The organism is Bradyrhizobium australafricanum, assembly GCF_020329495.1.
GTDB lineage: Bacteria > Pseudomonadota > Alphaproteobacteria > Rhizobiales > Xanthobacteraceae > Bradyrhizobium > Bradyrhizobium australafricanum.
In genome coordinates this window covers 1-18592 of the sequence record NZ_JAGKJL010000101.1, presented here as the reverse complement: position 1 = coordinate 18592, position 18592 = coordinate 1, and the positions used below count along the sequence as shown (strand labels likewise).

Annotated in this window: 13 protein-coding genes, 1 tRNA gene and 3 pseudogenes; 6 read left to right on the top strand and 11 right to left on the bottom strand. The window is 62.3% G+C overall.

The window, feature by feature from the left end:
- A partial coding sequence (locus J6525_RS43320) for a chemotaxis protein CheA (RefSeq protein ID WP_225649227.1) occupies positions 1–1623 on the bottom strand: 1623 nt, incomplete at its 3' end.
- Positions 1624–1825: 202 nt separating this feature from the next.
- Positions 1826–2473, bottom strand: coding sequence for a histidine phosphotransferase ChpT (gene chpT, locus J6525_RS43315; RefSeq protein ID WP_225649226.1), 648 nt, complete (start codon positions 2471–2473; stop codon positions 1826–1828).
- 140 nt (positions 2474–2613) lie between these two features.
- Here chpT and cysQ point away from each other — a divergent pair, with 140 nt between their 5' ends.
- Positions 2614–3441: a 3'(2'),5'-bisphosphate nucleotidase CysQ gene (cysQ, locus tag J6525_RS43310; RefSeq protein ID WP_225649225.1), complete on the top strand. Its 828-nt coding sequence runs from the start codon at positions 2614–2616 to the stop codon at positions 3439–3441.
- Here cysQ and J6525_RS43305 read toward each other — a convergent pair whose 3' ends face one another.
- Complete coding sequence (locus J6525_RS43305; protein ID WP_028344112.1) at positions 3442–3906, bottom strand: YHS domain-containing (seleno)protein; 465 nt, start codon at positions 3904–3906, stop codon at positions 3442–3444.
- Between the two features lie 153 nt (positions 3907–4059).
- Here J6525_RS43305 and J6525_RS43300 point away from each other — a divergent pair, with 153 nt between their 5' ends.
- The 5 genes and pseudogenes from J6525_RS43300 to J6525_RS43280 all read left to right on the top strand — a co-directional run.
- The gene (locus J6525_RS43300; RefSeq protein WP_016843676.1) at positions 4060–4665 is read left to right on the top strand and encodes a DUF1134 domain-containing protein; all 606 of its coding nucleotides are present in this window, start codon (positions 4060–4062) and stop codon (positions 4663–4665) included.
- Between the two features lie 237 nt (positions 4666–4902).
- A complete protein-coding gene (locus J6525_RS43295) occupies positions 4903–6186 on the top strand; it encodes a coiled-coil domain-containing protein (protein WP_225649224.1) in 1284 nt (427 codons plus the stop codon).
- A 113-nt stretch (positions 6187–6299) separates the two neighbouring features.
- A tRNA-Val gene (locus J6525_RS43290) sits at positions 6300–6374 on the top strand.
- 271 nt (positions 6375–6645) lie between these two features.
- Positions 6646–7476, top strand: a pseudogene (locus J6525_RS43285) (beta/alpha barrel domain-containing protein); the annotation flags it as partial.
- Positions 7477–7576: 100 nt separating this feature from the next.
- Positions 7577–7934, top strand: a pseudogene (locus J6525_RS43280) (transposase family protein); the annotation flags it as partial.
- A gap of 1192 nt (positions 7935–9126) precedes the next feature.
- On the opposite strand, the gene J6525_RS43275 reads toward J6525_RS43280, so the two are convergent.
- The 8 genes and pseudogenes from J6525_RS43275 to J6525_RS43240 form a co-directional block, all read right to left on the bottom strand.
- On the bottom strand, positions 9127–10791 hold the full coding sequence (locus J6525_RS43275; protein ID WP_225649223.1) for an arylsulfatase: 1665 nt from the start codon (positions 10789–10791) through the stop codon (positions 9127–9129).
- Positions 10788–11817 (bottom strand): annotated as a pseudogene (locus J6525_RS43270) (formylglycine-generating enzyme family protein). Before J6525_RS43270 ends, J6525_RS43275 begins: the two are co-directional and overlap by 4 nt.
- Positions 11789–12178 (bottom strand): hypothetical protein, encoded by a 390-nt coding sequence (locus J6525_RS43265; protein WP_225649222.1) that lies wholly within the window; start codon positions 12176–12178, stop codon positions 11789–11791. The pseudogene J6525_RS43270 and the gene J6525_RS43265 overlap by 29 nt, the downstream one beginning before the upstream one ends.
- A 1786-nt stretch (positions 12179–13964) precedes the next feature.
- Entirely contained in the window at positions 13965–14297 is a 333-nt protein-coding gene (locus tag J6525_RS43260) for a hypothetical protein (protein WP_159109500.1), read from the bottom strand.
- Positions 14298–14663: 366 nt separating this feature from the next.
- A complete protein-coding gene (locus J6525_RS43255; protein ID WP_225649221.1) occupies positions 14664–16100 on the bottom strand; it encodes a GntP family permease in 1437 nt (478 codons plus the stop codon).
- A gap of 4 nt (positions 16101–16104) precedes the next feature.
- Positions 16105–17157, bottom strand: coding sequence for a patatin-like phospholipase family protein (locus tag J6525_RS43250; RefSeq protein ID WP_225649220.1), 1053 nt, complete (start codon positions 17155–17157; stop codon positions 16105–16107).
- A gap of 579 nt (positions 17158–17736) precedes the next feature.
- The gene (locus tag J6525_RS43245; RefSeq protein WP_225649219.1) at positions 17737–18237 is read right to left on the bottom strand and encodes a DUF1269 domain-containing protein; all 501 of its coding nucleotides are present in this window, start codon (positions 18235–18237) and stop codon (positions 17737–17739) included.
- 91 nt (positions 18238–18328) lie between these two features.
- Positions 18329–18592 (bottom strand): transposase (locus J6525_RS43240; RefSeq protein WP_512699764.1); only part of this gene is annotated, 264 nt, incomplete at its 5' end.

The window sequence follows — 18592 nt, the reverse complement described above, 5'->3', positions numbered from 1 at the left end:
CAGCAGCTTGTTGCGCAGCCGCAAGACCGCCGTGTCCTTGATGCGCTCGATGCGGTGCTCGGAGTTGGCGCGGGCCCGCACCAGCTCGACGACAGACAATTGGGGAATCGCAAAACGGTCGCCGCCGGCTTCCACGATCAAAGCGGAGACGATCGCCAAGGTCAGCGGGATCTTGATGGTGACCGAGGCGCCCTCGCCGGCCACGCTCTTGATGTCGATGGTGCCGCCGATCTGGTCGATATTGGTGCGCACCACGTCCATGCCGACGCCGCGGCCGGACACCGAGGTCACTTGGGCGGCGGTCGAGAAGCCCGGCGCGAAGATGAACTTGTGGATCTGGGCCTCGGTCATCTTCTCCAGTTCAGCCTCGGTGACGAGACCGTTCTGGAGCGCCTTGGCCTTGATCCGCTCGGTGTTGAGCCCGCGGCCATTGTCGGCAATGCAGATGATGATGTGGCCGCCTTCGTGGTAGGCGGAGAGGCGAATGGTGCCCTGTTCCGGCTTGCCGGCCGCGACCCGCTCGGCGGTGGTCTCGAGCCCATGATCGGCGGAGTTGCGCACCATGTGCGTCAGCGGATCCTTGATCAGGTCGAGCACCTGGCGGTCGAGCTCGGTGTCGGCGCCGTGCATCTCGAGCTCGATCTGCTTGCCGAGTTCGCCGGAGAGGTCGCGGACGATGCGCGGCAGCTTCTGCCAGGCATTGCCGATAGGCTGCATGCGCGTCTTCATGACGCCTTCCTGCAGCTCGGCGGTGACGTTGGAGAGCCGCTGCAGCGGCACCTTGAACTCGGTGTCCTCGTTGCGGCGGGAGATCTCCAGCAGCTGGTTGCGGGTCAGCACCAGCTCGGAGACCATGGTCATGAGGTGTTCGAGGGTGTCGACATTGACCCGGATCGACTGGTTGGCGATTTTGTCGCCTTCCTGGACCTCCTCACCGGCGGCCTTGCGGGCCGGCTTCTTCACAGCCTCAGCCGGCTCGGCTGCGGGCGCAGCAGCAGCAGGCTTCGCGGCCGGCGCGGGTGCTGCGACTTCGGTCTCGGTCTCGCGGAAGGCGCGCTCGAGCTCGTCGAGCGAGACCTCGCCCGGACGCAGCGGACGCTCCAGCGTCTGCACCACCAGCGTGCCTTCGGTCATTGCCGCCTGCACGGACGGGGCTTCAACGACCGGCACATCTTCTTCAGCAGCAGCCGGCATCGACTGCGTCGAGCCTGACGATATCGACTGCGTCGAATCGGACATCGCCGCCATGCCGTGCTCGACCATGGCCTCGAGCTGATCGATCAGATCGCGGTCGTTGCCATCGGGCTCGGCCTCGGTCGCCTCGAGCCCGCCGAGGATCTCCTTGATGCGGTCGATCGAGGACAGGATCAGCGTCACGGCTTCCGCCTTCACCGGCATGCCGTCGCGGAATTTGCCCATCAAGGTCTCGCCGGCATGCGCCAGCGCCTCGAGCCGCGGCAGCCCGAGGAAGCCGCAGGTGCCCTTGATGGTGTGCACAAGCCGGAAGATGTTATCCAGGATCTTCGCGTTGTTCGGATCCTGCTCGAACTGCACCAGCTGGTTGTCGACCGTATCCAGGCTCTCGCTGCTCTCCGTCAGGAACTCGCGCAACAGATCGTCCATGAAACCAACCTTCGAAAAACGCCGAAAACGCAGCGGCGCGCAACATCGACGCGCCTGACGGAACTCAGGTCAGCTTCTCCGCAAAGCGTTTAAGTTTGGTTGAGCAAATGGAAAGGAACGGGATCAACAAAGAGATAAGGCCGCGCGATCGAATCGCGCGGCCGGTCGTAATCTTTGATTAATGATATCGGCGCGGCCGCGGTCAGGACGCGGCAATGATGACCTTGTCACCGTCGAGCGTGAGCGTCACCTTCAGCCCGCAGGCTTCCGCCAGCAGGCGGGTGTAGTGCGGTTGCACCGCATGCGCATCGACCGTGTTCGACGAGGTCGCATTCAGGAGATCGACGATGTTCTGCGGCACGCGCGCATTGAGGCCCGCAGCCGTGATGCGGAAGCTCATCGCCTCGCCTTCGCCGACCGGATCGATCGTGAGCGTGCCGCCACGCGGGATCGTCTGCTGCGCGATGACCAGCATGTTCAAGAGCAGCTTGACCCGGTTCTTGGGCAACAGCAGCCGCGGCAAATTCCAGGTCAGCGTCACCTTGCCGTCCTCGATATGCCCCTTCGCCATGTTCTGGGCATCGCCGAGGTCGATCTGCGCGCCGGAGGAACCGGCTGCGCCGAACGCCAACCGGCAGAACTGCAATCGCGCCGAAGCGGTCTTTGCGCTCTTGCGAATCAGATCGAGCGCGAAGTCGCGGTCTTCCGGCTTGGGATTGTCGTCAAGGACCTCAAGCCCATTGACGATCGCGCCGACCGGACTGATGAGATCGTGACAGACCCGCGAGCACAAGAGCGCCGCGAGTTCGAGCGCGTCGGGAGCGGGACCGGGAGACGAAGTGCCAGACATCAATTGTTTCCTGGAAAGCCGCACGCCGACCGAGGAGTGCGAATCACGCATGCCTGTCGGCTTGATACACCGCGCAGACGGATGCTGCCAGCTTGCGGCGGGACTGATAAGGGAACACAAACAGGATATGAGATCCGCTCATGAATAAGGCACAGCCGTCCCTGATCGGCTGCGAGGCCGCCGCCACGCTGCTCGAATCACTGACCGAACTGGTGATCCGCGCCGGCCAGGCAATTCTTGCGGTCAACCGTTCCGCCATGAACGTGACCGGCAAGAGCGACGGTTCGCCGGTCACCGAGGCCGATCTTGCCGCCGACCACATCATCGTCGAGGGCCTGACGCGGCTCGCGCCGCAGGTGTCGCTGCTCTCGGAGGAGCGCGTCCATCTGGCGACGCCGCCTTATAAAGACAGTTTCTTCCTGATCGATCCGCTCGACGGCACCAAGGAGTTCGTTGCCGGCCGCAATGAATTCACCGTCAATGTGGCGCTGGTCACGCAAGGCGTGCCGCTGCTGGGCATCGTCGGCGCACCGGCGCTCGGCCTGATCTGGCGCGGCATCGTCGGCAAGGGCGCGGAGCGGTTGACGCTGCAGGGCGGCGCGGTTTCGCAAGCGGTGCCGATCAACACCCGCCCCTGCCCGCCGCGCGGCGCGCCATGGACTGTGGCGGTGAGCCGCTCGCATGGTGATGCGCGCACTGAAGCCTTCATCGACGAGCGCGGCGGCGCGGTCCGCGCCGTGCTGGGCTCGGCCGTCAAATTCGGCCGAGTCGCCGAGGGCGAAGTCGATATCTATCCCCGCCTGTCGCCGACATCCGAATGGGATGTGGCGGCCGGTCACGCGGTCGTGGTTGCGGCCGGCGGCAAGGTGACCGACTCGAAAGGGAGCCAATTGCATTTCGGGCTGGGCCGCGAAGACTTTCTGGTGCCGGAATTCATTGCCTGGGGCGACCCGACCGCGGCGCCGTGATCACTGCGCGAGATTGTCTTCCAGCTCCGGCCAACGCGCCGCGGCTTCCTTCAAAAAGCGCGCGGGATCGGCGGCGAACGCGTCACGGCTGCGTTCCCGGTTGAACAGGTAAAGCCTGTTCCCGACGACGGCCCAGAATCGCGGATTGCCCGCGCAGGTGACGCCCCGCACCAGATCGGTCGGATCGTAACCGCCGAATTGCGGGCCATAGATTTCGGGATGCGCCACGAACGAGGCGCGGTTGCCCTCGTTGCGGAAACGCCAGACCACGCCGCTCTCCGCGGCCTCGAATTCCGGCCGCCCCTGGGTGGCGGCGGCGTCGGTGAAATAAGCGACAGGATCGAATCCCTCGATCGCCAATCCCGAGTAGCGGTTCGTCACCACGCGCTCGGTTGTGGTGGCCTGAACAGGCAAGGAGGGCCAGATGGCCGCCAAAATGCCCGCCAACAGGCCGAAAAACGCCATCCCCCGGCACGATCCATATCTTTCCTGCCGTTGTGCCGTCATAGTTGATACCGATAACATCCGAGTCGAGGGGACACCGGGCGCAACCTAGAGCCGTGCCTGTTGGCATCAGGTTAAAGGGCAGCGCCCGGATTTCGATAGCAGGGGTTCTTAATGACTTTCGCATCACGCCTTGCCGCGGTCGCGTTTGCCGCGCTGATGTGCTGGAGCGCAGGGGCGTCCGCGCAGCAGGGCCCGCCACCGCAATATCCGCCGCCACAGCGTGAGCCGACCCCGTATACTTACGGGCCCGACGAATTGGTCAATGCCGGACACAAGTTCTTCGGCAATGTCTCGCGCGGACTCGCCTCGGTCATCGAGCGCGCCGTCAGCCAGTGGGGCCTGCCCAATGGTTATGTGCTCGGCGAGGAAGGCTCCGGCGCCTTCGTGGCCGGGCTGCGCTATGGCGAAGGCACGCTCTACACCAAGAACGCCGGCGACCTCAGGGTCTACTGGCAGGGTCCCTCGGTCGGCTTCGACTGGGGCGGCGACGGCGCGAGGACCATGACGCTGGTCTACAACCTGCCTTCGACCCAGGCGATCTATCAGCGCTTCGTCGGCATCGACGGTTCGGCCTATATCGTCGGCGGCTTCGGCATGACGGCGCTGACCGCCAACAACATCGTGCTGGTCCCGATTCGCTCGGGCATCGGCTTGCGGCTCGGCGCCAGCGTCGGCTATCTCAAATTCACCCCGCGCGCGACCTGGAACCCGTTCTAGAGCGTTTCCAGCCGAGCGGACGCCGGTTCGCATCAAGAAGACGCGTCAGGACAGAATCTGGAGCCTCGATCCGATTCAATCGGAACGAAGCGCGAGGTCGCAGCCCTGATCGGGTGATGAGGCCGGCGCTCCGGCACGGTTAGCAATTCAGGTTAACGCGGCAATCGGGCTGGCCTTTGGCTGGCCCGCCGTGGCATTGTGATTAACAAATTCCTTCTTTTCTTGGAGTGACCCTTCATGATCGAGCCGATCATGTACGCGGCGATCGGTTTCCTGATCTCGATGCTGTGCGGCCTGATGATCGTTCCGCTGGTGCACAACCGGGCGGTACGGCTGACCACGCGCCGCATGGAGGCGGCCACCCCGCTGTCGATGGCCGAGATCCAGGCCGACAAGGACCAGCTCCGCGCCGAATTCGCCATGTCGGCTCGCCGGCTCGAGATGAGCGTCGACCAGCTCAAGAGCAAGACCACGAGCCAGCTCGCCGAGCTCGGCAAGAAGACCGATGCGATCAACCGCATGAAGATCGAGCTCGGCGAGAAGAACGCCGCGATCTTCGCGCTGGAGGCGCGCGAGAAGGCGATGAAGGATCAGCTTCGCGCCACCGAGGAAGAGTTCTCAGCCAAGACGGAGCTGTTGCGCAACGCCGAGCAGGCGCTGACCGACAAGCAGGGCGAGCTCGGCAAGATCAACGCCGAGCTCAACGACCGCGCGATGACCGCCGACAGCCGCCAGATCGAACTGGTCGCGGTGCGGACCCAGGTCGAGGAGCTGAAGAATCGGGTCGGCGATGCCGCCAGGGAATTCGCGGCAACCGAAGCCCGCCTCGCCCAGGAGCGCAACCAGTCGGAAACTGCAACGCGCGATCTCACCGACGCGCGTGGCCGGGTCGAGAATCTGAGCCAGCGCGTCACCGATCTCGACCGCCAGCTCGTCGCCCAGGTCAAGGAAGCCGAGATGCTCGGCAACCGGGTCAACGACCTCGAGACGCGGCTTGCGACCCAGGGCAAGCTGCTGGCCGAGCGTGAATTCGAGAACGGCCAGTTGAAGCAGGCCAACGCTGCCGCGGAGCGCACGGTGCAGGAGCTGCGCGAGGAGATCGCCGCGGCGGGCGGCGGCAAATCCTCTGCGCTCGACAAGCTGCGGCAGGAGAAGACTCAAGTCGAGGAGCAGCTGCGCACCGTCAGCGACGAGCGCGGCAAGCTCCAGCGCGACATCAACGCGATCCAGCAGCAGGCCGAGAGCTCCTGGGCGACCGAGCGGATGGAGAATGCGCTGCTGCGCGAGCGCATCAACGACATCGCCGCCGAGGTGGCCAAGCTCGCGATCCAGCTCGAGGGCCCCAACTCGGCGATCGAGGCCATGCTGGCGGCGGAGCCGACGGTGCCGGGCAAGGCGGCGGCCAAGCCCGCCAACGGCGCCTCGCCGGGCAGCGGGATGCCCGAGGGCGGCGGCACGCTCGCCGAGCGCATCCGGGCGCTGCAGTCACACGCCTCCCGCGCCCGCCAGCAAGGGGCGTGATTCCCGCAGGGTTTGGCTTGACACCCCTACCCGGCACTTCGTAAATCGCACGCTCTGACGAAGCGCCTCTATCGACCGGCCGCCGACCAGCGGCCGTTGGCACGTCACATCCCGGACGCATAGCTCAGCGGGAGAGCGTTCCCTTCACACGGGAGAGGTCCAAGGTTCGATCCCTTGTGCGTCCACCATTTTCCCTTCAAATTCAGCTCCTTATGATATCGATTCCCCAGGCGTGTGCCCCAAAGAAGTTGGGGCACAACAGGGGCACATCCGCTTTCGATGCTGCTTGCAAAGAATCGCTACGAGGAACTCCAGGCATCTCCAGCCATGCCCGTCGCCAAGCCAATCGCCTCTTCGTCGATCGCCTTGCCATGGTCGACCCGCGAGCAGATTTGTCAGCAGGTTGTCGCCCGGATCCTGGCGCTTCTTCCGCATCCGCCCGTTGCCGTCGGAGCGAGCATGAGCGACACCGCCCTGGGCCGGCGCAAGGACGACCGACATCGTGCTGGATTTGGCGAACGGCGCCGGCCAGGGTCGCCGCCGGCTAAGAGTACAACCGTTCCGAACACTGCACATTGCCTGCATTGAATCGGACGCAGATCGACCTGCGCGCCTCACTGGGCAAGACTATGCGCGCGGCGCTCTGATCAGTTCCGTGACCGGCGGCATATCACGTGCCGAGGCCATCAACCGGCACCTGAGCGAGTCAGCGCAAGCCTTGGTGTGTGTGTCGGTTCGCAGGGCGTGAGCCTGCAATCCCGCAACTCCCAGGGTGACGTGCGCGCTGCGCCGCCTGGCCCCCGACATTCGCTTTTCGGCCAATATCGGCGCCGCGCAACTGTGCCGACGGGCTGAAAATCTGGCGCGCTGGTCCATGGATGCGCTGGAGACCGATGGATTCATCGTCCATCTCAATCCCTACAGGAGACCGGAAAGCGACCGCGACTGGCGCGGCGCTACGGCGCAGAGGAAGTAGGGTCTGCCCGTCTGCCTCAGGTGGCCTGTGCGCTCGTCGAGGGGGCGTGGCGGTGATCGATGTCGCCAGCGCCGGCGGCACCAGTTGGGCCGCGGTGGAGGGGAGCGTAGCGCGACGTCGCCGACCGTGCTGTGACAGTAGCTTCGCCCATTGGGGGATTCCAGCCCGGCCAGCGCGCATGCGGTAGGTCGGGCGCTGCCAACGTTGAAGCTGATCGCGTCGGACGGGATCCGCGTCGGCGTCGGCGCGGCCAAGGCCATCCTCCTGGGCGCGCGGACATCGCCGGAATGCGCGGCGGTACGGCAAAGGCAGCACGACCAGCGAGCAGGACGCTACACGAGTGGGGCCATGGCCTAGGTGTTTGGTCCCGGACTTTGATGGTGCATTCTTATCGCACGATTCGAAGGATGCGCTATGGGACAGGTTCTACACGGCTGCGCCACCACGACGGAGGCAGTCCGTCGAGCAATACAAAATAGTCAAGAGAGCCTGAGAGCGCTCGCCAAGCGCTACGGGGTCAATCAGAAGACCGTCGCGAAGTGGAAGCAGCGCAAGACCGTCGCTGATCTCCCGACAGGTCCCAAAGATGCCAAGTCGACTGTCCTTTCCGTCGAAGAGGAGGCGATCATCGTTGCTTTCCGGCGGCATACGCTGCTGCCGCTCGACGATTGCCTCTATGCGCTGCAGCCGACCATCCCGCATCTGACGCGGTCATCGCTGCCTCCAGCGCCACGGCATCAGCCGATTGCCGGAGGTCGAAGGCTGCGAGCCTCTGGTCCCAATGCGAAAGGCCGGGTTGTTGGCGTTCTAGTTGATAGGCAGGCTCCTGGCTTAAAGGTCACGCACGAGCATCGCACACTCGGTCTGCGCGGCAATATTCAAAACACGCTGGAGTTCCAGGATGTCGAGTTGCCGAGCGCTTACGTGCTCTCTCGCGATCAAGACGGCTGGGGAGCAGCAGCATCTAGCATGAACCGCGGACGCATCGGTGTGGTTGCTATGGGTCTTGGAGCCCTTGAGCGCGCTATCCAGGTCGCAGCCTCATATCAAGCCGTCGTCGACTAGGCAAGCAGCGCATGATCGAGAACAGCTATATCGAGCAGTCATTTGGGCAAATGGTGATTCGACGGAATTGAAATAAGAAAGCGAATTCAATGCCTTACGGAACTATTTGGGTAAGGCGCGAACCATGGTATTTCAAGGCGTTTCAAAATAACCGCCCAAACTGGAGCGTGAGAGTCATAAGATCCCAGGCTACTTTTCCATGACTGTCAAATGAGTGAACTTCAAATGGGAGCGACACTCGAGCAGGTGGCCTTCCGATAAATCAAGCACGCCAGGCCGGTGCAGATGCCATATCCATTGCTTCGCCAGGCAGGCCGCTTCACCAGCGTTAGCAACGCCGATGACGCGAGGGAATGTCTGGCGCCAGATCGCTCTCACCCGGCGCCAGCGCGACGAGCGAACACTTATTTTACAGGTTTTTTTTGGTATTCACTCGGACTTTCACTCAAGAGTGAATCATTGAGTGAAAGTCGATCGATCGCGAGGAGTTCGCTCCCCGCACCCATCTATGGCTAGTTGCCGGCTCTCGCCTGCAAAACGCGCCTACAGGCATGAGATGCAGGATATACCCTGCAAACAGGCACAAGCCTCTCCACGGAATCCACTGCTGCGTAAGACCGTCAAATCGAATCGTAAGCCACCGAATGCTGCTCCCAGGCTTCGTCCCCTCTGATGGACGGCAGTCGCTCACGGCTTTACTCCGCGAGCCTTGAGTCCAAGCACGGCATTCCGGGCCGAAAAAGCTGCTCTGTTCTCGTTCATCGGCGAAGACCGCAACGCAATGGAGCCAGAGTTGACCATCAAGACACCGCTTTCCCGTACGAGAGTCGTCAATGTGTTGGTGATGCCTCTCGGTCTTGTCGTGTCACGCAGTTCGCGCGAGCCGCCAGCGGGCAGCGTTACTTGTCGGCGCCCTTGGTAGCATTCGCTTTGATCTTCGCCTCGACGTCGCGTGATATCTGGTCAATCGAGAAGCTCGCCTGCTCCTGGCTCGGCGGATACTCGATGAAGGTCTGCAGGAAGACCGCGGCATGAGTCGTCAGCTGTGCCACGATGAAATCGTTCCTGACCAACCAGTCGAAGTACTGATCGGACACGATATCGGCACGCTCGAACGGATCCATGCGAAGGTGATACAGCTTGGGTATCCGCAACGGCACGAACGGCTCTTGCCAGACAGCAAAGCCGCCGGGGTGCTTCATTTCGACGAAGACCGCCTTCCAGTCGCCGAGACGATAAGCGACGAGGACTCCGTCGTCGTTGAAATAGGCGAACTCGCTTCGTGCGCTCTTCGGCTGCTGTCCAGTGAGGTAAGGCAGCTGGTTATAACCGTCGAGGTGAACCTTGAAGGTCTTGCCGCCGATCGGCGCACCTTTCAGCAGCCGGTCCTTGATGTCGGAGTCGCCGACGGCTGCCATCAGCGTCGGAAACCAGTCGAGTCCCGAAAACAGCTCATTCGAAACTTCGCCCGGTTTGATGCGGCTGGGCCAGCGAATCATCGACGGCACGCGGAATGCGCCCTCGAAGTTGGAATCCTTCTCGTTGCGGAACGGCGACGTCGCAGCATCCGGCCAGGTGAAGCGGTTCGGCCCGTTGTCGGTCGAGTAGATGACGATGGTGTTCTCGGTGATGCCGAGATCATCCAATGCCTTGAGGATTTTGCCGACATCGCTATCATGCTCGATCATGCCGTCGGCGTAGTAATTGCCGGGCATGTCGCTTTGGCCGACCATCGACGGGCGCACATGCGTGAACAGGTGCATGCGCGTGAAGTTCATCCAGCAGAAGAACGGCTTGTTCGCCTTGGCCTGCCGCTCGATGAAGTCGACGCAGGCATCTGATGTCTCGTCGTCGATCGTTTCCATCCGCTTTCGCGTCAGCGGGCCGGTATCCTCGATCTTGCCGTCGGCGCTGCACTTAAGCACGCCCCGCGGGTGCTGGTTGAACAGCGGATCGTTCTTCGGGAACGTCGGCATCTCCGGCTCTTCCTCGGCGTTGAGATGGTAGAGGTTGCCGAAGAACTCGTCGAAGCCATGCTTGGTCGGCAGATATTCGTCACGGTCGCCGAGATGGTTCTTGCCGAACTGGCCGGTGGCATAACCGAGCGGCTTTAGCGCCTGCGCGATGGTCAAGTCGCGGTCCTGCAGGCCGACGGTCGCGCCGGGAACGCCGACCTTGGAAAGGCCGGTCCGCTTGCACGCCTGCCCGGTGATGAAGGTGGATCGCCCCGCCGTGCAGCTGTTCTCACCGTAGTAGTCGGTGAACATCATGCCGTCCTTGGCGATGCGGTCGATGTTCGGCGTCTTGTAGCCAACCACGCCGAATGAACAGCAGCTCAGATTGGTCTGGCCGATGTCGTCGCCGAAGATCACGAGGATGTTCGGCTTTTTGTCGGACAATGGGCTCGCTCCGGGCACCAGCGTCGCCTTCTGGGCCTGCGCCAGTGCTTCCGAGGTCAACGCCGCCGCTGCGACCATCGCCGTTGTTCCGAGCAGCACATTCCTGCGGTTGATCACCTGGTCCGTTTCGACGGTCTTGTTGGTCTTGTTGTTGTCGCTACTCATTCAACACTCCCTCTATTTTCAGTCGGTGTTTGCGGTGGTTGAGAAGGGCCTGGGACGGACGACCGCACCACGCAGCGAAAGCGGAGGTGACTGGTTGACGTATCGATCGGCTCGGCTTGCCGAGCCGCGGGGCGATAGCGCCGGCAATAGTTGGGTGCGCAAAGATACGAACCACCCTTCAGGACCTTGCGCGGAATCCGGATCACGGGCTGGCAAGGATCGTAGCTGGCCTCCTCGTGGCCGACGCGCGAGTTCTGCGGAATGCAACAGGCTTTCGTGGCGTCGGCCTCGTGGCGAGCGGACCACCAGTCTGTCGTCCACCTCCCACACATTGCCGATCATGCCGTAGACGCCGTATCCGTTCGCTGGGAATGCGGCCACCGGCGAGGTGCGATCGAAGCCGTATTCGCAAAGATTCTGGATCGGGAAGCTGCCCTGCCAAGTGTTGGCCATGTGCACGCCATCCAGCGTCAGCACATCGCCCCACGTATACTCCGCATCCTCGAGCCCGCCGCGTGATGCGAATTCCCATTCGGCTTCAGTGGGGAGTTCCTTGCCGACCCATTTGACGTAGGCGAGCGCATCGGCATAGACGACGTGGACAACGGGATGATCGCCGAGCACATTGATCTTGCTGCGCAGGCCGCAGGGGCGCCCCCAGTTCGCGCCACGCATAAAGGTCCACCATTGGCTCCAGTCCCGCAGGTTGTGAACGCGTTGCGGAGGCTCGAACACCAGTGAGCCGGCGTAAAGCATATGCGGCAGTGCATCGGGATAGTGCGCCGGATCCGGCGCCGTCTCGGCCACCGTGACGTGGCCCGTCTCATTCACGAATGCGCGAAACTGCGCGTTGGTGACCGGGGTACGGTCAATCCAGAAGCCGTGGACCGTGACCCGGTGCGACGGCGCTTCCTCCCGACAATGATGATCGGAGCCCATGCGGAACGTGCCGCCGGGAATCCAGACCATTTCGTCGGTCTGAATGTCCCGCGAAGACTCAGCGCGTTTTATGTCGGGCTGGAACATGGCGGACCATCCGCATGCAGCTATGGGGACAGCGGTCCCAGAAGCCCTGCGTCTTGGACGGATTGGTGTAGTACCAGCACATGCCGGGTGCCGGCGGCGCCCCCACCCATGTCGACGCAGCCGCGGCGCCGACAAAGCCGATCGCCGCGCCGGCCGCTACTACTCCGCCGATCGGCCAGCCATACCAGCCGGGTCGCACCCACGGGCCAGGCCGTAGTCCGGGAAACGGGCGCGCCCATCGTGTGCCCGCTCCGTGCCAGCCGGGTCGCTCGCCGGGCCTCGCCACCGCACGGCCACGATAGACCGCGCCGCCGCGCGGACCGACCGCGGCGCGCGACAGCGCGCACGTCAATCGTATCACCTGTTTGCATCACCCGCACTTGCGGTGCGAAAGAAACGGTTGAGCCAACAGTGAGCGCTGAAGCCGATCTCGTTGATATGCCGAGCGTACCAAACCCGATCGTCGCCACACCGAAAAATAGGCCAAAGACTCGTCCTTGAAGACCAGCCGCTGTCTTCGATTGCATCGTTACGCCCTTCCCCAACGTCCGCTGACCAGATGCGCCATTTTCGATACCTTGGAGACAATTTGGTCGACGGTCTCGTCGTTTTGCGTTCGCCGAATTGACGTGACTTTATGCACGAGAGGGGCCCCCTTCGCACAAACACTGTTGCTTTTGCCGGCCAATCAGACGGACCGGCAAGAACTCGAGACCTGACGACAGCAGGCGTTTCACAACTTTCACCTTTCGCCTTCTCTCGACGCCGCAATCTTAAGCAGACCACAAACCGCTGTTCACACCGTTGAAAGTTAGCGGCGATCCGAGTTAGGAATTCGTCGGTATCGGCCAAGCAGACGCCGTCCCTGCTCTTTTCGAGCTGCCGCTAACTTCGTTGGCCAGCCATGGTCCCAACGTGCGATAATAGTCCTGCCTAAGGGCGGATGCCCCAGGCACGTCGAGAGTCAGCATTATTCGTGCCAGCAAATAATCGACAGTCAGCACCATCTTGCGCGGGCGCTTTGTCTGCTTTGTGACATTTCAGGTCTTGATCGTTGCACTCAGGCCGCGGCGGAAAATCCCGGAAGGATCCGGACAGTGACTCAGGCGTCACTTTGGAGCGATGCTACGGAACTGCTGATTGCTAATCCACGCCGACGTGTTCAACGATCGTGCAACGGCCACGGCTGAGCCGATTGCCAAGTTTATCTTGTGGGGTCGTCACGAAGTCAAAATTGGCCGGATCATGCAGAAAGCGAAGATTCACGTTCCTTTCGCGGTCAGTGACCTCAGCTGCAATCAATGACAGGGCAGAAGCCCGCCCCCCAGTTCCATCGGCTTCGCGGATGTCGAGGCGATCTTCGGCGTCCCGTCGGGCGAAAACTTCCAGGTGATCACGTACTCTTCGTATGATTGATTGTCGGGGCGCCTGGTCCACGAAAAGCAGACATATTCGCCTTTTTTCGGCTGCTCCAGCGATCCCCAGGTTCGGGGAGCAGATGCGCCACTTTCGAGACCTTGGAAATAATTTGTTCGACGGTCTCGCCGCTTTGCGGCCGCCAGATTGATCTGACTTCATACACGAGAGCATTGTCGTTGGCACGAGCATTACACCTTGTGACGCATAGGTCGAGCCAGACAAGCCAGCAAGACGCCGAGACGGAACCAAGGCACGCTTTGTCGACTCATTTCTCATTTGCTGCCCGGATCCATCTGTTAAACACGCTGTTCACAGCGTTGATAGTTAGCCGCGACGTGACAAGACGCCCGTCGGTATCGGCCGAGCAGACGCCGTTCCTGCCTTATGTCCCGCAACCTCAGTGGCCAGCCACGGCTTCAACTTGCAATGGTAGCCATGACTAAGGGAGGAGGCCACCAGGCACGTCGAAGGCCCGCATTCTTCGTGCCAGCCAATAGTCCGCAGTCCGCACCGTGTTTGTGTTTGGCTGCTTTCCGACTTAGTCGGGTCTCGATTCTTGCACTCAAGCCTGTCCGTAGCGGCGGCCTCCTGTCGACGTTGTCCCTCTCAGCAGTTATCGACAGCACAAGCGGGCCTATCGCTTCCGACTCGGACAAAGATGAACGTCATCTATGGTGTTTGAGTCGCCGCCGTCGCAGCAAGGTTGACGCCCAACCCTGACCGCGCTTTTAGGCACATGCGATCAAGGCTTCCAACGCGGCGGCCTGCCGCTCAAGCGCAACCACGCTGCGCTCCTGCAGCTGGAGCGCAGCATCGGCCAGCTGGGCGTGGCGCTCTAAGGCCGCGACGATGCGGAGTCGCTCCTTAGGGCGCAGCGCCTGGACGTCGTCATCGAGGAGGTCCTCGACCTCAAGCAAGCGGATGATACGTTTGCGCGTTCGGACCTCCGCACGGGCGATAGCCCGGATCAGCCTGCCGTTCATCTCCTCGTCTTCGCTATTCATGAACTGGCCCGCGACGATCACATCAATTTTCGGGCAGTAGGCCGGGTATCGATTCACTTTAGCTTTGGATCAAGCAGCTCAGCAATGTTGTGAGCATTTTCCTGATGGGTCGACTCGTAACGGCCTTATCAGCCACCCGAAGTCACCGACCGAAGGCCGCCGAGCGCTCTGCAAACGGCCACCGGGTCCAATATGCCTACATCACGTCAGTATCGGCAAGAAAGAGCCGCGACGCTCCTGTCAGAATTGGCAGGGATCCAAAATCAACCTGCTCACTCAACGTGCTGATGGTTATTGAGCACACGACAAAAGCTGCTTGCGCGTCAGTCGGCGGAAGAACGACCGGTGTAATGTCGCTAGTTTGAAGACTCGCTTGGTTGAACGTCAGGAGCCCATGCGCGCCAACTAAAGGGATCCGAGCACCTAACCAAACGCGATCACGATGGCCAAGGCGGTTATCGGTCCAACGATACAGGTCATCACCATGTCGAAGTAGCTCTTGCGATGGGTCGAGCCGCAGACCGCGAGCAGCGTCACAACGGCGCCGTTGTGCGGCAGACTGTCGAGGGCGCCGGAGCCGATCACGGCAACCCGGTGCATGAGCTCCGGGTCAACATGGGCGGTCTGCGCAATTTGCAGGTAGGTATCGCCAAGGGCATCGAGTGCGATGGTCAATCCGCCGGAAGCCGAGCCGGTCAACGCGGCAAGGAGGTTGGTCGCGATGGCGAGAGAAACCAGTGGACCGCCGGAGATCGACAGCACCCAATCGCGCACTGACGCAAAGGCCGGCAGCGTAGCGACGACGGCTCCGAAGCCGACCAGGCTTGCGATGCTGAAAATGGGGAGCACCGAGGCGTTTGCGCCGGCATCCATGCTCGCCCTCAGATCCGTCAGACGGGCTCGATTGAGCGCGATGAGCGTTGCCGTGGCGGCGACGAGAGCGACTGCGACCGACCACACCCCGGCAACGCCGGCAAGGGATGTCCCACCCCAGCGGTCCTGCGCGAGGAACGAGAAATCGAGGCGCGGCAGGATCAGGAGCGACATCAGCAGGTTCATGCCCACGACCACGAGGAGCGGGATGATCGCCGCGCCGATCGGCGGCGGCACATCGCCGTGCTTGCCATGCGCTATTTCGGCCGGATCGAACTCGTGAGACGATGTGGCGCGCTCGCGAATGAATTGATCGTCAGCGACCGCTCTGGTCGCGAGCTCTGCGTCATCGCCGAAGCCTTCACTGGACTTGCGCGCCGATCGCTCGGCGCGGTTGAGCCACCAGAGCCCGAAGGCGAGCATGATCGCCGAAGCGACGATTCCCAGTCCGGGCGCGGCAAACGGAGTGGTTCCGAAGAACGGCATCGGAATCGAATTTTGAATCGCGGGCGTTCCGGGCATTGCCGACATCGTGAAGGTGGAGGTGCCCAGAGCGATGGTAGCCGGCATGAGTCGATGCGGGATGTTGGCGACCCGAAACATTTGCCGTGCCATCGGCGCCAAAACGAAAAAAGCGACGAAAAGGTTTACACCGCCATAGGTGACGAGCGCGCCTGCAAGCACGACAGCAAGGATCGCGCGATGCTGCCCGAGCTTGATGCTCATGAAATGGGCGATGGTGTGGACCGATCCGCTATCGTCCATGAGCTTGCCGAACAGTGCACCGAGCAGAAATATCGGGAAGAATTGCGCGATGAACTGCGCAGCGCCGCCCATGAAAGTCTGTGTCCAATGGGCGAGCAAGGGCTCTCCGGCGAAAGCTGCAGCGATGATCGCGACAGCCGGCGCCAGGAGGAGCACGCTCCATCCGCGGAACGAGAGCCAGATCAGCAGGCCAAGGGCAACCAGGATTCCGACGAGGCCCATGGCGTCAAACCTGCTGCAAAAGGATATCCAAATCGATCGAAGAGCGCCTGCCGATGTTCTGGTCGTTCGCGGCGAGGAATGCCTCGGCGGCAGCACGGCCTTCGTCGCGCAGCATGCAGAGAAAATCCCACTCGGCGTTGAGCTTCGACGACACGCCGAGTTCGGCCAGAACCTTGCTGGCGATGAGATGAATGCGCATCTCGGCCCATTTGCGTCCCTCGGAGCTCCCGGCGTCCGCGACCTGCCGCAGCAGCGCAATCATGCGCAACTCCTTGAGCAGCGTGGCGTTGAACGCAACCTCGTTCAACCGATCGAGGATCTCGCGCGCCGAGCGCGGTGTCCCGGGCCGCTCGACCGGGTTGACCGCGACGAGAAGCGTGTCGCGCGAGTTGCACTCGCGCACGAGCGGCGTGATCGTCGGGTTCCCGGAGTAGCCACCATCCCAATAGGGCTCGCCATCGATCTCTATCGCTCGGAACAAAGTCGGCAAGCAAGCGGAAGCAAGCAGAACGTCGGGTGTAAGCCCGGCGTTGCGAAACACACGCCCGCGGCCGGTATGAACGTTGGTCGCCGTCACGAACAAGCGGATCGGCGAACTCGCGAGCTGTCGAAAATCGACCGACTCGGCGAGGACCTGGTGCAAGGGGTTCGTGCCGGCAAGATTCAGGTCGTAGGGCGAGAACACGCGGCTCGCCAGATCGAAGGCGAGATAGAAGGGCGACGTATCCAGCGTCCAGCGACCGAGGATGACGTCCAGCGGGCTTCGCCGAATGGGGCTGAACCGCGCTGAGTCAGCGACCCGCCGCCAGAAGGCATTCAATGCAGACTTGGCGCCGGCCGGGCCGTCGGTCATAAAACCGCCAGCCAGCACGACGGCGTTCATCGCGCCGGCCGACGTGCCGGATATCGCCTCGATGTGCAGCCACGGCTCATCCATGAGCCGATCGAGCACCCCCCAGGTAAATGCGCCGTGCGATCCACCGCCCTGCAGCGCGAGATCGACCAGCACGGGCTCGCGCGCTGCGCCCGCGCGTTTTTGCGGTTCCTTCAAGGACATGGCGGGCTCCGACTAGACTGCGAGCGCGTCGCGGCCGGCGAATGACAGGCAAAGAAGTCCTCAGCTCCTGCCGGGGAGCGGTTGCGGATGTTGAATTCCTGGCCGACCTGGTTTCGGCGGCCCAGTGACCGGGCGGTGGCCGGCCGTCGCCATCCGTGCCATCCCGCCGGACCACCCCAGCCCATGCCGCGCCTTGAATTAAAACCACACCGGTACCAGCCGCCACCGCGCCACCCCCTGTTGTACCAACAGTAGCGCTGGCCTCGCCAGGTGAATTGGACAGTTTCGGCGAGACGATGCTCGTCGGCAGCCTGACGCAAGCCCAGTGGCGCGATAAGGCCGGCTTCTGAACGACCGCTTGTCGCCGTAGCCGCCGCCGAAGCAATCCCAACTGCGAGCCCCCACCGAAACAATTTTCGCATGATTTGCTCCTCGCTTCTGGCTGCGCGGAAGGGAAGCGGCCGCGGAGCCGCACGCCGCGGCCAGCCTCATCGCGGGCGATCCTGCCTAGGGACCGATGCTGTTCGTACTGATCCTTACGCAAGACGGCAGCGTGTTCGGCTGCCACAAGATCAGCGGCTACGCGGCCTTGGCCTGAGCTGCGGCTGCGAGCGTGTCGCGCAGGCGCTGCTCTTTCTCTTCATCAAGCGACGTCTTCAGGACGATCCCTCCCGCATCCTTGATCTCATTGAGAACCTTGTCTGAGGTCATGGACTGGATCAGCAGGAACAGAACGGCATCTCCCGATTTTACGTTCGACGCGAGATCCTTCATGAACTGGTCTCTGATTCCGAAATCGGTCAGCGCTCCGCTTAATGCGCCGGCGCCGGCTCCGAGAGCCACGCCGAGAAGAGGATTCAGGAAGACCAATCCCAAAAGCAGTCCCCAGAAGCCACCACTTACGGCGCCGGTCATGGTGGTGTTCACAAGTTGATTGAGTTTTACGGAGTCCTCTGTTTTGACTGCTATCACGGCATCGCTGATCGTGATCAGATACTCGCTCTGAAGCTTGAGTATTTTTTGCCGAACTTCCTCTGCTTTGACTTCGGATGGGTATACGACCGCAACAAGGTCTGACATTAAACGCTCCCTGATGACTTGAAGTGCTCCCCCAATTGCCTGCTGATTCACGTATCTGGTCGTTCGTGAAGAACTGGCGGCAGCGCCCGGCTCAAGCGGTGTTTCGAGCCGGGACGGTCTCGAAGAAGGCTCGGATGATGACACGCAAGAGCTCTGCGAGCCATCGCAGCAGCAGGCCGAAGTTATAGCCGGCAGCGGCGAGAACAGCGTTGATGCGGTCGCCGAGGCGTCCCTTGAGATAATTTCTGTCCATGCGGTGCTCGGCCTTGACGTGGCCGATGACGGGCTCGACAGCCGCGCGACGCTTCATCTCGCGACGGATGGAAGCTGTGACGCGGCGGACCTGACCCGAGAT